Consider the following 18103-nt stretch of genomic DNA (forward strand, 5'->3'; position numbering starts at 1 on the left):
AACAATTAAAAATTGTAAAAGTAGAAATGATTATCTGCATTTATCCACCTCTTAACAGGCAATAAATGCAGATAATTTTAGTGAACAACGAATTGGCAAGTAATAAATCACATTTCGCTGTCTTCGTCTTCTTCCATCGCCAAACGTAACTTCTTCATGGCGTTCTTTTCAAGCTGACGAACGCGTTCTGCTGAAACACCATATTTATCAGCAAGTTCTTGCAACGTGGTTTTGTTGTCATCGTCTAGCCAGCGAGCTCGGATGATATCCTGACTGCGCTCATCTAAAGAGTCTAACGCCTCTGCTAGGCGGTCAGTCGCATGACTTTCCCAATTATCATCTTCAATTGAGCCAGCAAAATCTGATGCTTTGTCTTGTAAGTATAAGACTGGGGCCACTGGGCCACCAAAATCACTGCTGTCATCGTCATCTGACATATCAAATGCCATATCTTGTGCAGCCATACGTGATTCCATTTCACGTACATCTTTAGGACTTACACCTAACTCTTGGGCAACCATATCGACCTCGTCTTGGTTAAACCAACCAAGACGTTTTTTATTCTTTCTTAAATTAAAGAACAGTTTACGCTGCGATTTTGTTGTTGCAACTTTGACAATTCGCCAGTTACGTAAAACATATTCATGAATTTCAGCTTTGATCCAGTGAACCGCAAAGGAAACAAGGCGAACACCAACCTCAGGATTGAAACGACGCACAGCTTTCATCAGGCCAATATTACCTTCCTGAATTAAATCAGCTTGCGGCAAACCATACCCTGCATAACTACGAGCAACATGAATAACAAAGCGCAAGTGCGATAAGATCAGTTGCTTTGCAGCATCCAGATCACCATGGTAATGCAGCCGTTCAGCAAGTTCCTTTTCTTCCTCAGCGGTAAGCATCGGGTAAGCATTAGCAGCCCGAACATAGGCTTCAATACTTCCTTGTGGAACAAGAGCTAATGATTGCATGTCTTTGGTCATTCAGATCCTCAATAAAATAATAGGAAATAGATTAGTTTGTATTAATAACCACTTTGGTTAACGCATGAAGTAAACACTTTTAGTCTACCAGCTTAACCGCGTTAAATAAATTATATACAAATTTGTTAGCAGTAGGTCAATGTAAGACAAAACAATTCAGACTGAGTTCACTTTTAACACAAATAGTTAATAAATTCAAAAGGTAACAAAACAATCAAATCATTACCTTTTGATAAAAATGACGGAAAAACAACTCATTACTCAGGTGTAAAGTGTCGTAAATGTTGAAGTGTTGCCAACCATGCCGCTACCCAGCCAACCATAGCGGATAACAATAAGACCAATAAAGACTCTTCCCATAACAGCCCTTCAATCAGAAATTGTGTACCGAATACACTGGCCACTTTTGCCACACCGTCAGCTAATTGCCAAACAAGTAAGAAGGTCATAATTAGGGAAATAATCGCCCCTGATGCACCTAATACAAGACCACCATTTAAAAATGGCCTCATGATAAACCCATCGGTAGCACCGATTAATTTCATCACATTAATCGTATCGCGGCGAGCAAAAATATTAAGCCGAACGCTATTACCTATTACAAGGAACAGGGACACAATCATTAAAATCCCAATAACAGAAGCGACTTTCCCAACCAAGCCCGTAAGTGCGGCTAACCGAGCAAACCAGCTATCATCCATGCGAACTTCTTCAATTCCATCGACTTGGCTGACTCTATCACGCAAAGTTGTTAATACATCAGAACCTTCAAAATCAATTTTAGGCGTAATGATTGCGACTGCTGGCAGTGGGTTTTCCTCTAGCATATCGAGTGCGGTACTGAAGCCGGACCAACTGCGAAACTCGCTCATGGCTTGGTCACGAGAAAGGTAATTCACATGATCAATGCCATCCAGAGCCTGCAATTGTGTTACCACATTTTGCCCACCTTGTTCATCAAGAGATTTATCTAAATAAACAGTAAGTTGTGGCGTTGGGTACCATTGCTCCGCGGCTTGCGACACATTTTTCCACACAATATAGCAAAGGCTTGGTAACGTAAGTGAAATCGCAATAACCATAATAGTTAAAAAGGTCGCTAAAGGCTGTCTAAGCATGTCAGCGAGTGCATTCAGCCATGAATAGCGCCACTGCTCTTTCCAGCCCCCTTTTAATGCTTTGCTTTTCGATTGCTTGGCGCGTACTGGCTTGCTTTTACGGACATTCTTAGCCATGTTGACCTCCAAGCATACGACCTTCACTTAGTGTAAGAACACGGTAGTTACGACGCTCAATCAGAGCAATATCATGGGTCGCCATTAAAACAGTCACCCCCACACGATTGAACTCTTCGAATAAACGCATTATCCCTTCAGACAATTCGCCATCAAGGTTACCTGTTGGTTCATCCGCTAATAACATCGTTGGCTTATTCACCACGGCTCGGGCAATACCGACACGCTGTTGCTCCCCTCCAGATAACTGAATTGGAAAGTTTTTAGCTTTGTCCAATAACCCGACTTTATCCAAGGCCGCAGAAACCCGCCTACGAATATCTTCCGTGCTAGCGCCAGAAATAATTAATGGCATCGCCACATTGTCATAGACGGTTCTATCAAATAACAAGTGATGATCCTGAAAAATCATCCCGATCTGCCGGCGCAGAAATGGGATCTCTCGATTTTTCAAGCGGCTGATATCATGACCATTGAATAAAATATGGCCCGCACTTGGGCGCTCAATACCACAAATCAGTTTAAGTAATGTACTTTTACCTGCGCCTGAGTGGCCTGTTAGAAATGCCATTTCTCCAGGTTGAAGATGGAAATCAACCCCTTGGAGTGCTTGGCGGCCACCGCGATAAGCTTTACTAACGTGTTCAAAGCGAATCATCGAAAATTATTCCTCTCGGGCAAATAGAGCCTCGATAAAGTCATCTGCTTTAAATGGACGTAAATCTTCAATACCCTCACCAATACCAATATAACGAATTGGAATACCAAATTGGTCGGCAATAGAGAAAATTACGCCACCTTTTGCTGTGCCATCGAGCTTAGTCAATGTGATACCCGTCAAACCGACTGCATCATCAAAAAGTTTGGCCTGACTTACCGCATTTTGTCCAGTACTTGCATCTAGCGTTAACATAATTTCATGGGGAGCATTTTCATCGAGTTTTTTCATCACTCGGACAATTTTTTTCAGCTCTTCCATCAGATGCGATTTATTTTGTAAGCGCCCAGCGGTGTCTGCAATTAAAACATCCACCCCTTTCGCCTGCGCTGATTGAATCGCATCAAAAATAACCGATGCAGGATCTGCGCCTGTATGTTGGGCTACCACAGGAATTTTATTGCGTTCACCCCATACTTGAAGTTGCTCAACAGCAGCTGCACGGAAAGTATCCCCCGCAGCTAACATGACGCTTTTTCCTTCTGATTGATATTGACGTGCTAATTTACCAATTGTTGTCGTTTTTCCGACCCCATTAACACCAACCATAAGAATAACATAGGGTTTTTTGTCTTCGATCACGAGTGGTTTATCCACTTTCGCTAAAATATCAGACATTTCCTCACGCAATTTGCCATATAACGCTTCTGCATCCTTGAGTTCTTTACGGCTCGCATGCGCCGTTAAGTTATCAATGATTTTTCGCGTGGTATCAACCCCGACATCCGCTATTAATAATTGTTCTTCGAGCTCTTCAAATAAGTCATCATCAATTTTTTTACCTGAAAACAGCCCAAAGAAACCCGAACCTAAATTCTGTCGAGTTTTTAATAGCCCTTTCTTTAGCCTAGCAAAGAAACCTTCTTTTTTAGGTTTTTCTTGCTCTGTTGGTGAATTATTTTTTTCTTCTTCTAAACGTAAGCGTTCAGCTTCTTCCTCTGCAATTCTCGCTTCTTCGGCGGCCTGTTCTTCGGCTAGACGCGCGGCTTCTGCCGCTTGACGTTCACGCTCCGCTTGCTCTTCGGCTAAACGTGCGGCTTCTGCCGCTTGACGCTCACGCTCCGCTTGCTCTTCGGCTAAACGCGCAGCTTCTGCCGCTTGGCGTTCACGTTCCGCTTGTTCTTCCGCTAAACGTGCGGCTTCTGCCGCTTGGCGCTCACGTTCTGCTTGTTCTTCCGCTAGACGCGCGGCTTCTGCCGCTTGGCGCTCACGTTCTGCTTGTTCTTCTGCTAGACGCGCGGCTTCTGCCGCTTGGCGTTCACGTTCCGCTTGTTCTTCCGCTAAACGAGCGGCTTCTGCCGCTTGACGCTCACGTTCTGCTTGTTCTTCCGCTAGACGCGCGGCTTCTGCCGCTTGACGCTCACGTTCTGCTTGTTCTTCTGCCGCTTGGATTGCAGCTAACTCTGCTTGACGACGCTGTTCTTCGGCTTCTTCTGCAGCCTGGATCGCTGCTAACTCAACTTGACGCTGACGTTCCATTTCTGCTTCGGCAATACGTATTGCTTCAGTTTCTTGGCGTTCACGCTCTGCTTTTTCTTCCGCGAGTATTTTCTCTTGGGCTTCCTGATGCGCTTGTTCCGCTTGATCTTGAGCTGCTTGGAGCGCCGCTAATTTAGCTTTTCGCTCACGTTCTGCTTGCTCGGTTGCTGCATCAATCGCAGCTTGCTGCGCTTCATACTGACGCTCTGCTTCATCTTCAGCGGCTTTAATAGCAGCTTGCTCTGCTTGAGCTTGACGTTCCGCTTCGGCGGTTGCGGCATCAACCGCAGTTTCATGGGGTGATTTGTTTTCAACATCCTTGACTACATCATTATCATACTGTTGAGCTTCTTGTTGCTGAGTTTCTTCTTCATTTTTACGCCCAAACCCCAACCATGAGAAAAAACCTTTTTTCTTGTCTTTAGCCATTTGCCACTACACTCCTCGCGGTAAAAATATGGCACTCGATAATCAAATCGCAATAAAATTATATGCAGTCTACCATTTCATCGCTCAGCAACACATATCTGAAAGAAAAATCCTGCCAATTTAATCTGAATTTCCGTGTTAAAACGGTGAAAATGAAGTTCTATAATTGAAAAATGACCAATCAGAGATAACAACACTGCAACTTATCGCCTGACAGGTATACAATAGTAACAATCAAATTTAAGTACATAAACCCGTTAAGTAACAATAAACATTATGGCAAAAAAACCACAATCCCCCTCTTTAGGGCAAATTCGTATTATTGGTGGAAAATGGCGCGGAAGAAAGCTGCCAGTTCGTGATAGTGAGGGCTTACGTCCAACCACAGACAGAATTAAAGAAACGTTATTTAACTGGTTAATGCCAATTATTCGAGATGCGCGTTGCTTAGATTGCTTCGCAGGAAGTGGCTCACTGGGCTTTGAAGCTCTTTCTCGTTTTGCAGAAACGGTCACTTTTATTGAGCTTGATAAACAAAACACACAACTGTTAACTGAAAACAAAGCTCGCTTACAAGCTGATAACGCAACTATTATTCAGAGCAATAGCCTCGCTGTTTTAAGCCAAGCTGGAACCCCTTTTGATGTGGTTTTCATTGACCCACCTTTTCGCAAGGGGCTGCTCAATGAAACCATTCAATTGTTAGAAAAAAACCAATGGTTAGCTGAAGAAAGCTGGATATACGTTGAGTCAGAAGCGGAGTCACCACTTACTGACATTCCGGCAAATTGGCAGCTTCATCGCGAAAAAATAGCGGGGCAAGTCGCATATCGCCTTTTTATTCGGACTTCACTTTAGGAACAAAAAACATGTTTATCAATATTGGGCGCCTACTCATGATTTGCGTTTGGGGCTTTATGGTCTTTAACCTTGTCCATCCATTCCCTAAACCATTGAAATACTTTATGGATATTGCAATGGTTTTTATGGTTTTCATGCACGCATTACAAACTATTTTCCTAAAAGCAACGCTACCAAAAGGCGAGAAAATATCGGGTTTAGCTCAACTGCGCATTTTCTTTTTTGGCGTATTCGAAATGCTAGCGATGCAGAAAAAAAATAAAACTGATTTAGAAGAAGCGAAGAAAAAACAATCAGGTGAATGAGTTATGCTAAGCTGGCTCAAAACGAATAAAGCGGGTACCTTGCATAATCAGCTTACCCTCATGGCCAAGCTCAACGCCTTGATACTGTTCTTCCGTTACAATGGTTTTAATAATTTCGCCGCTTGATAGCGTCTTAAAGTGAATCTCATAGCGAAAAGTTTCAGGAGAAACAACATCCCGCTCTCGAGAGCGCATATTTGGGTATGGATAGTCTTTTTTGCTATCAACTTTGACTAAGTAACTCACAGGCAAGGCGTTATCGTTGATTTCATTTTGCTTGCGTTGATCAAAAAAACGCTTAGTTGCTAGGACAGCAATGACTGCTAAAACAATGATCAATAATATAGGCTTATTCATAATGTATGCTTTTCACTTAAAAAGTCAGTCGCTATAGTTTATCTTATTTAACTAAGCTGGACACATTTCTATACTCTAAATAGCTTGAAATAAACGAGTATAAGTTGCCGGATCACTGTCGTGTCATTCATTGAACATATAAGGATGTGTATATGATTAGTTGGCCATTCCTCGCTGTACTCTTTTCCGGTTGGTTATATGTCGATGCCGCCTATCGAGGACCCGGGTGGCAACGGTGGTTATTTCGCCCGATCACACTGCTACTTTTATTACTTTGGGGCTGGAGTTCCGACGATCTTAACCTGCAGAATTACCTCATTCTTGCGGGGTTGCTAGTCTCGCTCGTCGCAGATCTGTCTCGTATGCTTTCAAGTGAGCACTTACTAGCTTCCGTTGCGTTGATGTTCTTGAGTTACTTGATTTATACCATTAGTTTCGGAATGCAACTCAATTTTGGGCTCTATCTACCTTGGTTGGCCGCCCCTCTGATTGTCGCTGCCATTACTTTAGTGTTTATTTGGGGTAAACTTGAAAATCTTCAAGCCATTGTTTTTGCATCATTAATAATGTGTATGATTATGGCATGGGTTGCTGGCGACCAATATTTTGGTCTCGGTCGTGAATACAATTTTTCAATCATGATTGGTGCGTCACTCCTCTTTCTTTCTAACTGCGTATGGCTAATTGCTCGATTCCGTATCCCATTTAAAGCTTCAAAAGCCGTTGTTGCTGCGCTCTATTTCATCGGGCAATTCTTTATTGTCCGGGCCATTTATTTGTAACTCTTCGGTTAGTAAATACCATGCCAATTGATAAAAAGTGCTATTTGAGAATTTTATCAGTTGGCAGCTCCTCTTTTAGTTTGACTCTGGAGTAGACTCCAGAGTGTAGACTTATCTGCAATGAATAATGAAACGAATTATTGTTAGATAAGGGGGCGCTTATGCACTCACACTCTCATAAAGAAAATCATGTACATACCAGTTCTTGCTGCTCAAGTAGCGCGACCTGTTCTTCTGTAATAACAGAAAATAGCAAAGAAGTGAGTAATGACTCACATACTCACGAACATGGCTATACAAAGCAACACTCAGATGACGATGAAGAATCTCACCAGCATCAAGGATGCCATTCACCCCATAAGCATGATACAGACGATACGCACCATAACCATGCAGGCCATGGCCACCAACACGGTGATAGTTGTGGATTAAGCTCGAATATCATCAATGACGTTGAGCCAACCCAAGCCGCAGGGCAACGATTCAGTTGGGTTATTCGCGGTATGGATTGCCCTAGTTGTGCCAATAAGATTGAAACCGCAGTCGGCCAAATTAGTGAAGTTAAACAAGCTAAGGTGTTGTTCGCTACTGAAAAATTAGTGGTTGATGCCAATACGGATATTAGTGCAGCGGTTCGTTCCACGGTTGAAGCTGCTGGCTATGAATTGCTCGAAGTGACTGGTAACAGTGCGGCGGCTATTGCGCCACCACAAAGCTTACTCAGTGAAGCTAAGCCTGTCATTATATTAGCGATTTTGATGGCAATTAGCTGGGGTATTGAATCATTCAACCCAAAAATTGGTAACATCGCCTTTATTTTGACAACCCTGTTTGGATTGTATCCGATCGCACGTAAATCACTCCGCTTAATGCGTACAGGTTCACCTTTTGCTATCGAAACTTTGATGACTGTTGCCGCTGTAGGCGCTATCTTCATTCAAGCAACAGAAGAAGCCGCGATGGTTATCTTACTGTTTATGTTAGGCGAAATGTTGGAGTCTTATTCTGCTGGTAGAGCCCGACGAGGAGTTAGTGCCTTAATGGCACTGGTTCCAGAAGATGCTGTTTTAATCAAAGATGGGCAAAAATTGACGATCCCTGTTGCGCAATTACGCCCAGGAGACATTATTGAGATTGCTCCGGGTGGGCGTTTACCGACCGATGCCGTATTACTCTCAGGTTTTGCTAGCTTTGATGAAAGTGCGCTAACAGGTGAATCCGTTCCTGTAGAACGCAATGCGGGCGAAAAAGTGGCAGCAGGCTGCTTATCTGTCGATAGATCTGTTCAAATGCAGGTGGTATCAGAGCAAGGCCAAAATGCCATCGACCGTATTTTACAGCTCATTGAAGAAGCTGAAGAACGCCGCGCACCAATAGAGCGCTTTATTGACCGCTTTAGCCGTGTGTACACACCAATCATCATGCTAATTTCCGCATTAGTAATTGTTATTCCGCCTATTTTTTTCAGCGCACCATGGGAAACATGGATTTATCGCGGTTTAACACTGTTACTAATCGGTTGCCCTTGTGCACTAGTGATTTCGACACCTGCAGCCATCACCTCTGCACTCGCAACGGCGACACGACGCGGTGCATTAATTAAAGGCGGTGCAGCACTTGAGCAACTGGGTACAATCACAACAATTGCTTTAGATAAAACAGGCACACTAACGGAAGGTAAACCTCATGTCACTGACCTTGTTCCTGTAAAAGGCATGACAGAAAGTGAATTAGTTCAAATCACGGCGTCTGTTGAGGTTGGCTCTCACCACCCACTCGCTAAAGCAGTGGTGAATAAAGCAGAGTCGCTATCACTGAGCATTACTGAAGCTCAAGACCGTAAAGCGTTAGCAGGAAAAGGCGTCGAAGGCATACTGGGTAGTAAACGTATACTGGTGAGTGCACCAAACCGCCTTGATACTCCACTCAATAGTGAATGGAAAAATAAGGTCGATGTTCTAGAAGCAGAAGGGAAAACGGTTGTTGTCACACTCGAAGATGACAGTGTAATCGGTTTAACTGCGCTGCAAGATACACTACGTGGTGACGCGTCGGATGCGATGAGCATGCTTAAAGCGCTTAACGTTAATGCGGTAATGTTAACGGGTGATAACCCTCGTGCTGCGAGTGCTATTGCAGGGCAACTAGGCATGGAGTTCCGTGCTGGCTTATTACCTGAAGATAAAGTGACTGCAGTAATGGAACTTAATCGTAACCACAGCACCATGATGGTCGGTGATGGCATTAACGACGCTCCGGCAATGAAAGCCTCCAGTATCGGGGTAGCCATGGGAAGTGGTACGGACGTTGCGTTAGAAACCGCCGATGCCGCATTAACCCATAACCGTTTAACGGGGCTAGCTGAAATCATCGCGCTTTCTCGTGCAACGCGAAAAATCATTCGTGAAAATATCGCGATTGCCTTGGGGTTAAAAGCGGTCTTCCTCGTGACCAGTTTATTAGGCATTACCGGGCTTTGGGTTGCTGTACTTGCTGACTCAGGTGCAACAGCACTCGTCACAGCAAATGCAGTGCGTCTACTACGCGTTAAATTACCCCAAGTGAAAAAATAGCTTTAATTAACAGGGCTTCAATCAATCTAGTTTCAATCAACTGATTTAAACGCCACGCTAAGTGGCGTTTTTCATTTACAACCCTTCCAATAAACGTCTGTATTACAATATGTTAAATACAAATTCAATTAAATAATTAGGACTAACTTTTTCTCCACGAACCTCAATTTTCGCTAAAATACGTTTTATTAATAGACTATTTTGGTATAACGTTTAGTGGGTTCTGAGTATGGTAAAAAATCACAGTTCAACACCGCATGATGCTGCATTTAAAGGGTTTATGTCCAAAATTGATAATGCACGTGATTTTTTTGATATTCACTTACCCAACCATATTAAGCAATTATGTGATTTCAAAACATTAGCAATAACAAATTCATCTTTCATTGATAATCAGCTACGTACTCGTCTTTCGGATGTTCTCTACACTGTCGAGACACAGCAAGGTGAGGGGTATATTTATATGTTAGTTGAACATCAATCAACACCCGATAAACTAATGGGTTGGAGGATGATGCATTATGCGTTCCTTGCCATGAATCAGCACTTACAACAAGGTCATCGCGATTTACCACTGGTTGTCCCAGTTTTATTTTATCATGGGAAAATAACCCCCTACCCATATGCTCAGCCGTGGACACACTGTTTTCCGTGGCCTGAAATTGCGTCAAACTTATACAGTCAGCCATTTCCTCTCGTCGATATTACTGTTATTGATGACAATGAACTCGTGAACCATCGCAAAGTTGCCGTTATGGAACTCGCGATGAAACATAGAGACCTAAGAGATAACATAGAAAAAATTACGCAATTACTAGCTGAAGCGATGAATCGAAACTATCATCATAGTGATGATATAATTACTATTTTCAATTACTTATTTATTACTATGGATTCACCACATTTTGAAACAGTGGTCAATCAACTTATACACCAACTAGAAAATAACCAAGAGGATATCATGAACATCGCACAACGATTAAAAAACCAAGGGTTACAAGAAGGCATTGATATCGGTGTAAATAGAGGCATTGATATCGGTGTAAATAGAGGCATTGATATCGGTGTAAATAGGGGCATTGATATCGGAGCAAACAATAAACAATATGAAATTGCTCTTAAAGGCTTACAACTTGGTACAAGTATTGAACTTATCTGTCAACTTACAGGGCTAAGCTATCAGGAAGTATTAAACCTACGTTAATCCCTACTTCTTGGCAAGAATTAACGTACAAAATGAAATTAGCTAATGACTACTAGCTCGACTTTTTACGCAACAAATAACGATACGGGGTATCATCAACCTCTACGGCTAATAAATCATGCTCCATAAAACGGCAAAAGCCCGGAATGTCGCGTGTGGTTGCTGGGTCATCCGCAATAATTAACAACGTTTCCCCATCTGCCATATTACGAACCGTTTTACGCACTAACATCACAGGCTCAGGGCAACGCAACCCAAGTGTGTCAAGGGTTTTAGTGGCATTATCAAAAGAATCAGACATTAAAAAACACTTCCAAAAGGGAACAATAAATTGATTATATAATAAAATAACATTCAATGAATGAACTGTTTTGCTTTTGTTGCGCAACAGGCGTATTATGCGCAGTTCCCAACTGTTGGGATGAATTTCATGGGTTCCCTCACCCCATTGTCACTAAAAAGGTACAATATGTTTAATTTTACTGCGCAGCAAAAAGCCACTGCGTTAATTTGGCTTTCGTTGTTTCATATTTTAATTATTACTTCTAGTAACTACCTAGTGCAATTGCCGATTAATATTTTCGGTTTCCATACCACTTGGGGCGCATTTACTTTTCCATTTATTTTCTTAGCAACTGACTTAACCGTCCGTATTTATGGCGCACCGCTTGCACGTAAGATTATCACTGCAGTTATGCTACCCGCACTATTAATATCCTATGTAATTTCAGCGCTATTTTTCCAAGGGGAATGGCAAGGCTTTACCGCATTATCTGAGTTTAACTTATTTGTCGCACGTATTGCCGCAGCAAGCTTTATGGCTTATGTGTTGGGTCAAATATTAGATGTCAGTGTTTTTAATCGATTACGTCAAAATGCACGTTGGTATGTGGCTCCTGCTTGTGCCATGTTCTTTGGTAATTTAATTGATACTATCGCATTCTTCTTTATCGCATTTTTCCGTAGTAGCGACCCATTTATGGCCGCAAACTGGGTAGAGATTGCATTAGTTGACTATGTCTTCAAACTACTTATTTGTATGCTGTTTTTCTTACCAGCTTACGGTGTACTTTTGAATTTTATTTTGAAATATTTCTTTGCAAACTCAGATAAAAAACAGTTAGTCAATCAACACTAAAAACAAAAAAAGGAGATAGCTAAATGCTATCTCCAAATAAGTTTAACTGAGCTAAAACAAAAAATAACAACCCTACAATTTGATAAGTAATAGATCACAAAGCTTTTGCTAGAAGTGAAATCGGGTGCTCACACTTCTTACTCGTCGACATCTCAATCTGCCACTTACAAGTCTCGCAGTCTGTGATCACCATATCCGCGCCACTTTCTTCAATTTGGCGAAATAACCCTGCACCAATACCTTGAGAGACTTCATAGTTTTCTTTTTTGAAACCATAGGTTCCTGCGATACCACAACATTGTGAATCCAACACAATCAGTTCAACGCCGGGTACACGCTTAATTAACTCTAATGTGTAGGAAGTCCACCCCATTTTTTCCATATGGCATGGTGTGTGATAAGCCACTTTTAAAGGCGTATGTTTCAGTTTAAGTTCACGACCTTCTTCCAGTAAACGGTAGATATAACGTGTTGCAAGCTCGATGTTATCCCTCATTGCGGAAGTATCAACATCAAGGACATGCGTATATTCATCACGGATGGTAAACGTACAGGTTGATGAAGTTGCAACAACAGGTACATGTTTTTCAAGGATAGTTTCTTGCAATGACTCTAAATTAACATTGGCTTGGCGCTTAGCCTGTTTCATAAAGCCATTGGCTATTAATGCCACACCACAACATTTTTCACGTTTAAGTAGCTGAACACCAATATTCATGCCGTTAAAGACTTTAATTAAGTCTTTACCTAATTGAGGGTGGTTATAATTCACATAACAGCCATGGAAGAACGCAACTTGCTCTTCAAATTTAGCTTGTTCAGCGGCTTGTTTTGCATACCAACGGCGGAAAGTCCCAAACGAATATTTAGGTAATTCACGGCGGTGGTCTATTTTCAATGCTTTATCAAGGATTTGACGTACAGGTTTTAACCCTGTAATGGTATTCACCACGGGTGCAAATGGTGTCGATAATGACCCCATTAAATCAGTATGGCTGAGAATTGCATCACGAATTTTAGGTTTTTGCTGGCTGTAAGTATTACGCGCACGAGCGATAATATCGCCAATTTTCACATCCGACGGGCAAGCCACTTCACAGCGCTTGCAGTTTGTACAATATTTAAGTGCCTCGTCATATAACATTGGGTCTTTTAAGCGCAAACGCTCACCATCAGGTCCTGCTTGCTTAGGACCAGGGTACAATGGATTGACCTTTGCAACCGGGCAGTAAGTGGTACACACCGTGCATTTAATACAGCTTTCAAAGCTTGCATCTTGAATACTCATTGTGCCACCTCCACCTGCTGGGCTTTACTCTTAATCCGTTCATTAATGATTTCATTAGCGGCATATAATGCGCTAATTATTGATACCCCCGCCCCACAACCTTGGGTGAGAGGGTCAAAACCGCCTAATACAGCGCCGGCGACATAAAGGTTTGAAATAGCGTTGCCCTCTTTTTGAGCGCGCAATTTTTCATCGGTTTTCACACCAAAAGCCATATACGGTTGGGAAGCAAAAAACTCTTTGTTAGTCCATTTTGCACGTTCTGAAATTTCACACAGGTCCAATTGCATCAATGGTTCATACACACGATCGAACTCTGCCACCAATCCATTATTGAAAAAACTCCCCGTTGCCAGAACAAAATGCTTAGCTTTTAAAGAGATATCACCATGATTACGAGTCTGGACAGATTCAATTCGGCCATCCACACAGTTTACCGCGGTGACTTTATCACCTGGCATCACTATGCCACCTTGACGCCGAAACTGACGCAATAACATTTCGTGTAAACGGATCCCCAATAAAGAAGGCGGAAGAGTCGGCAATAAAAATATAGGCTTACCTAAGCTCCTTTGTAACTCCTGTAAAGGTTCATCACTGTCGAGTCCGATACACGCTGGCATGAAAATCGCTTCTGCATCTGCGACCAACGGAGAGATTTCAGCCACCATTTGAGTCATGTTTTCTGGACGATCTAACCAACGAGCAACATTAATAGCTCTAAATTCGCTCGGGTTTTCTCTTAGTCTGTCTAATAAGGGTAAATGCACGTAGTGAGCTGTTGCTTGTAGCCCTTCACGTTGTAGCTCATCAGCCACCATCTGGGGTTGAAAATCCAAGAAACCTTCGATACCAACCACCGCGATTTTGTTAGCATCCATTTTATGGTGCAAGCCGACAGTTGGAACCGATTTAGGACTAAGCCAAGTCATGCGTTTATGGCCTAGAGGGGTAATCCGATAGTGATTTTCCTCGCACGAACCTTTTAAATGAACACCTGCTTGCTGTAATATCGACTGAGCCACATGCGCTAACTCAGTAACCTGCGTTTTTCCAATTAAACTATAAGGGTGTGCTGGCGACTGTTCCTTTAGCGCATCAAGCATTTCTAGTGGTTTTTCAGCCACTTGTCCATTTGGTAAATGGGTTAATAAATCCAAGGAGCCTGATGAAAAATGTAATGCATTTTGCCCTGCACTAACAATTGCACAAGATAGCCCAGACTGAGTTAAGCGTATGCCGCTCATTAATCCAGCTAAACCGCCGCCCATGACTACTACATCATATTTCATTGTCCGCCTCCTTCTGTGCATCCTTACCAAGTGTCGCTTCATTCATGCCACATAACCCGTGATATACCCAGCTGGTAAATTCACTTTCACGCAATGCGTCACCCCAAGCAATTGGACGTACACCTTTCCAACGTTCATTCAGGAAGTGACTTAATTGCTGCTCCGTTTCATGGGGCGTTGTGACATTAAAACGGTTGAGTAAGCCAGCTGCGCGGCATGCACATAGCTCACCTTGGCAAGTTCCCATCCCCACACGAGTACGGCGCCTTAAATCAAGTAAATTATTGACTGTTAATGAATTAACGGCATAGCGCACTTCACCCGCAGTAACGGCTTCACACTCACAAACTAAACTTTTATCGAGCCTATCCGCACTGAGAATTGCAGAAGCCCTGTCGCCATGGCGGTAAACCGCTGAACCACGAATAGGGGCTGGAATGGAAACAACATTGCGTAAGGCTTCTTCTGCACTATGTTGCGAACCCGGTAGTTGCGCTTCTGCTGTTGTACATTTGGCACTGTAGCCTAATTTTTCACAAACTTTATCAGTAGCCCATTCCGCCATCAGGCGATATGTCATTAACTTACCACCAGTGATAGTGATAAACCCTTCTAAGCCATCGCGTTTAGCATGGTCTAACAACACAATACCGCGGCTGACATTACGCCCTGATGGATCATCATCACTGGCAACTAATGGCCGAACACCGGCATATGCACGTAGAATGCGCGTTGTCGCGAGTGCAGGAGACAGCATCGAACCTTCACGAATCAGAATATCCACCTCTTCAGGGGTGACATACATATTATCAATTTGGTCATATTCAATGTGCGTGGATGTGGTACCGATCAGTGAAATGGTGTCGCCAGGCACAAGAATATCGGCATCAGCAGGCTTACGGCAGCGGTTTATCACCATGTTGTTCAAACGGTGACCTAAAATTAATAATGCCCCTTTCGCAGGGAACATTTTAATTTTTAGTTCGCCATATTCTGCAATTTTTTGTCCCCAGATCCCGCCTGCATTGACGACAATTTCTGCGTAAATATCATATTGTTTTTTAGCATGGTGATCATAAACCGTCACGCCACGTACCGTATCGCCATCACGAATCAAGCCAATAACTTCATGATAAGTTAATACTTTAGCGCCATGCTCTCTGGCATCTAACATATTTGCAGCAGTCAAACGGAATGGGTCAACCGTACCATCAGGAACACGAACCGCACCGATGAGATGTGGGTTAACAGAAGGTTCAAGACGAATTGCCTCTTTAGGGTCAATCGCAGTCGCATCAATACCCGCCGCTTGGCAGGCCGTAATGAATTGCTGCTGATATTCTAAGCTGTCTTCAGGGAGAGTAATAAACAAACCGTCCGTTCGTTCAATACAATGATGTGCGATACGCTTTAAAATTTTGTTCTCTTCGATACATTCTCTGGCAGATTCACCATCGGTGACGGCATAACGCGCGCCACTATGCAATAATCCATGGTTACGACCTGTTGCGCCAGTCGCAATATCATGCCTTTCGAGTAAAACGGTTCTTAGACCTCGGCGAGCGCAGTCACGAGCGACTCCTGCACCTGTTGCGCCACCACCGATAATGATGACATCCGTTTCAGTCACAGATGAGCCATTCATGTCGCATTCCTCACATTAATAAACGTTTCTATAATAAATAAGTATAGGTTCTATTTTTATAATCTATTATTAAATATAGTCCAGAAACGCGATCAATGTTTGATAAGGAACAAAAACGAAAGCATTTAATGCGTATTTAGTGTTCAAAAGAACAAAATCGTGATGAGAATCACAAAATAATTAACATTTCCAGTTCCATTCTATTCACAAATGTCATTTACTATGCAACTTCATAAACAAAATCAATAATTGTGCGTTGGATTACAGATAAATTGTTTTTTAACGACTACAATTTAGAGCAATTAAGAAAACAAAGACTCTTAAATTACTCGATTACTTTCGTTTTTGTTACTTCACCAATAATAAACACTCAATATTTCTCTGAGATAGAGAAATGGAAGTGTAAATAAAAATTAGCATGCCATCGGAGGCGTATATGTTAAGCATTTTTAAACCAGCACCTCATATAGAGAGGCTGCCAGCGGATAAGATAGATCCTGTCTATCGTAAGCTTCGTTGGCAGATCTTCATGGGTATTTTCTTTGGTTACGCAGCGTATTATCTAGTCCGAAAGAACTTTGCGTTAGCGATGCCATATCTTGTTGAACAAGGTTTCTCTAAAGGTGACCTTGGTTTTGCATTATCAGGGATCTCAATTGCTTACGGATTTTCTAAATTTATCATGGGGTCGTTTTCCGACCGTGCAAATCCGCGCTATTTCTTACCCGCAGGTTTGATTCTCGCCTCCGCAGTGATGTTAATCATGGGCTTCGTACCATGGGCAACATCAAGCATCATGGTCATGTTCGTATTACTGTTCCTTTGTGGTTGGTTCCAAGGTATGGGTTGGCCTCCTTGTGGACGTACCATGGTTCACTGGTGGTCACAAAAAGAACGTGGCGGTATCGTTTCGGTTTGGAACTGTGCGCACAACGTCGGTGGTGGTATCCCGCCATTACTGTTCATGTTAGGTATGGCATGGTTTAACGACTGGAAAGCTGCGCTGTATATGCCTGCATTGGCTGCTATTCTTGTTGCAATCATTGCATTTGCGTTAATGCGCGACACCCCACAATCTTGTGGTCTTCCTCCAATTAAAGAGTACAAAAACGACTATCCAACTGACTATAAAGCATCAGATGAGCAAGAGTTAACTGCAAAAGAAATCTTCATGAAGTATGTTTTCCCTAACAAACTATTATGGATGATTGCGATTGCGAACGTGTTCGTTTACTTACTGCGTTATGGTGTTTTGGACTGGTCTCCAACTTACCTGCGTGAAGTTAAACACTTCGCAATGGACAAATCTTCATGGGCTTACTTCTTATATGAATACGCAGGTATCCCAGGTACGTTACTGTGTGGTTGGATGTCGGATAAAGTCTTCCGTGGTAACCGTGGAGCCACTGGTGTGTTCTTCATGGTTCTGGTAACCATTGCAACTATCGTATTCTGGATGAACCCAGCGGGTAACCCAAATGTTGATATGGCATGTATGTTGATCATCGGTTTCCTAATCTATGGTCCTGTTATGTTGATTGGTTTGCACGCCCTTGAACTTGCACCGAAAAAAGCAGCAGGTACAGCCGCAGGATTCACAGGCTTGTTCGGCTACCTCGGTGGTTCTGTAGCAGCAAGTGCTATCGTTGGTTATACCGTAGACTACTTCGGTTGGGACGGTGGCTTCGCTGTCATGATCGGTGGTTCAGCATTAGCGGTTGTTCTACTGTTTATCGTCATGTTGAGCGAAAGCAAACATAAACGTGAATTAGCAAACTCACAATAAACATTCATCAAATGTTCATTGTTAA

At 42.7% G+C, this 18103-nt stretch carries 16 protein-coding genes; 7 read left to right on the forward strand and 9 right to left on the reverse strand.

Annotated elements, in window-relative coordinates; translation table 11 throughout:
• Positions 1-107: 107 nt before the first annotated feature.
• From rpoH to ftsY, 4 genes are all read right to left on the reverse strand, one after another.
• A complete protein-coding gene (rpoH, locus tag M0M83_RS17465; protein WP_125890479.1) occupies positions 108-986 on the reverse strand; it encodes an RNA polymerase sigma factor RpoH in 879 nt (292 codons plus the stop codon).
• Between the two features lie 257 nt (positions 987-1243).
• Positions 1244-2221, reverse strand: a complete 978-nt coding sequence (gene ftsX, locus M0M83_RS17470) for a permease-like cell division protein FtsX (protein ID WP_125890480.1) — start codon at positions 2219-2221, stop codon at positions 1244-1246.
• Complete coding sequence (gene ftsE, locus M0M83_RS17475; RefSeq protein WP_004258545.1) at positions 2214-2879, reverse strand: cell division ATP-binding protein FtsE; 666 nt, start codon at positions 2877-2879, stop codon at positions 2214-2216. The genes ftsX and ftsE overlap by 8 nt, the downstream gene beginning before the upstream one ends.
• Positions 2880-2885: 6 nt before the next feature.
• Positions 2886-4847: a signal recognition particle-docking protein FtsY gene (gene ftsY / locus M0M83_RS17480; RefSeq protein WP_248467087.1), complete on the reverse strand. Its 1962-nt coding sequence runs from the start codon at positions 4845-4847 to the stop codon at positions 2886-2888.
• 276 nt (positions 4848-5123) lie between these two features.
• Between ftsY and rsmD the strand changes: the two genes are divergently transcribed.
• Together rsmD and M0M83_RS17490 are read left to right on the forward strand one after the other, a co-directional pair.
• A complete protein-coding gene (gene rsmD / locus M0M83_RS17485) occupies positions 5124-5705 on the forward strand; it encodes a 16S rRNA (guanine(966)-N(2))-methyltransferase (RefSeq protein WP_248467088.1) in 582 nt (193 codons plus the stop codon).
• Between the two features lie 11 nt (positions 5706-5716).
• Positions 5717-6013 carry a DUF1145 family protein gene (locus tag M0M83_RS17490; RefSeq protein ID WP_213914273.1) on the forward strand — a complete coding sequence of 99 codons (297 nt, stop codon included), beginning with the start codon at positions 5717-5719 and terminating at the stop codon, positions 6011-6013.
• Positions 6014-6019: 6 nt separating this feature from the next.
• Here M0M83_RS17490 and M0M83_RS17495 read toward each other — a convergent pair whose 3' ends face one another.
• Entirely contained in the window at positions 6020-6370 is a 351-nt protein-coding gene (locus tag M0M83_RS17495; RefSeq protein WP_125890484.1) for a DUF2500 domain-containing protein, read from the reverse strand.
• A gap of 152 nt (positions 6371-6522) precedes the next feature.
• Between M0M83_RS17495 and M0M83_RS17500 the strand changes: the two genes are divergently transcribed.
• The 3 genes from M0M83_RS17500 (at position 6523) to M0M83_RS17510 (ending at position 10929) form a co-directional block, all read left to right on the forward strand.
• On the forward strand, positions 6523-7152 hold the full coding sequence (locus M0M83_RS17500; protein ID WP_125890485.1) for a lysoplasmalogenase: 630 nt from the start codon (positions 6523-6525) through the stop codon (positions 7150-7152).
• 161 nt (positions 7153-7313) lie between these two features.
• Positions 7314-9725: a zinc/cadmium/mercury/lead-transporting ATPase gene (locus M0M83_RS17505; protein ID WP_248467089.1), complete on the forward strand. Its 2412-nt coding sequence runs from the start codon at positions 7314-7316 to the stop codon at positions 9723-9725.
• Between the two features lie 229 nt (positions 9726-9954).
• The gene (locus M0M83_RS17510; RefSeq protein WP_213914270.1) at positions 9955-10929 is read left to right on the forward strand and encodes an Rpn family recombination-promoting nuclease/putative transposase; all 975 of its coding nucleotides are present in this window, start codon (positions 9955-9957) and stop codon (positions 10927-10929) included.
• A gap of 52 nt (positions 10930-10981) precedes the next feature.
• Here M0M83_RS17510 and tusA read toward each other — a convergent pair whose 3' ends face one another.
• Positions 10982-11230, reverse strand: coding sequence for a sulfurtransferase TusA (gene tusA / locus M0M83_RS17515; RefSeq protein WP_125890488.1), 249 nt, complete (start codon positions 11228-11230; stop codon positions 10982-10984).
• A gap of 168 nt (positions 11231-11398) precedes the next feature.
• On the opposite strand from tusA, the gene M0M83_RS17520 reads away from it, so the two are divergent.
• Complete coding sequence (locus M0M83_RS17520; RefSeq protein ID WP_125890489.1) at positions 11399-12067, forward strand: 7-cyano-7-deazaguanine/7-aminomethyl-7-deazaguanine transporter; 669 nt, start codon at positions 11399-11401, stop codon at positions 12065-12067.
• 94 nt (positions 12068-12161) lie between these two features.
• On the opposite strand, the gene glpC is transcribed toward M0M83_RS17520, so the two are convergent.
• The 3 genes from glpC to glpA are packed head-to-tail and all read right to left on the reverse strand — an operon-like array spanning position 12162 to position 16292.
• Complete coding sequence (glpC, locus tag M0M83_RS17525; protein WP_004258601.1) at positions 12162-13355, reverse strand: anaerobic glycerol-3-phosphate dehydrogenase subunit GlpC; 1194 nt, start codon at positions 13353-13355, stop codon at positions 12162-12164.
• A complete protein-coding gene (glpB, locus tag M0M83_RS17530; RefSeq protein WP_248467090.1) occupies positions 13352-14647 on the reverse strand; it encodes a glycerol-3-phosphate dehydrogenase subunit GlpB in 1296 nt (431 codons plus the stop codon). Before glpB ends, glpC begins: the two co-directional genes overlap by 4 nt.
• Complete coding sequence (glpA, locus tag M0M83_RS17535; RefSeq protein WP_248467091.1) at positions 14637-16292, reverse strand: anaerobic glycerol-3-phosphate dehydrogenase subunit A; 1656 nt, start codon at positions 16290-16292, stop codon at positions 14637-14639. Before glpA ends, glpB begins: the two co-directional genes overlap by 11 nt.
• Positions 16293-16728: 436 nt before the next feature.
• Here glpA and glpT point away from each other — a divergent pair, with 436 nt between their 5' ends.
• Positions 16729-18078: a glycerol-3-phosphate transporter gene (gene glpT, locus M0M83_RS17540; protein WP_248467092.1), complete on the forward strand. Its 1350-nt coding sequence runs from the start codon at positions 16729-16731 to the stop codon at positions 18076-18078.
• The last annotated feature ends 25 nt before the right edge of the window (positions 18079-18103 follow it).

This window comes from Providencia rettgeri (genome assembly GCF_023205015.1).
Classification (GTDB): domain Bacteria; phylum Pseudomonadota; class Gammaproteobacteria; order Enterobacterales; family Enterobacteriaceae; genus Providencia; species Providencia rettgeri_E.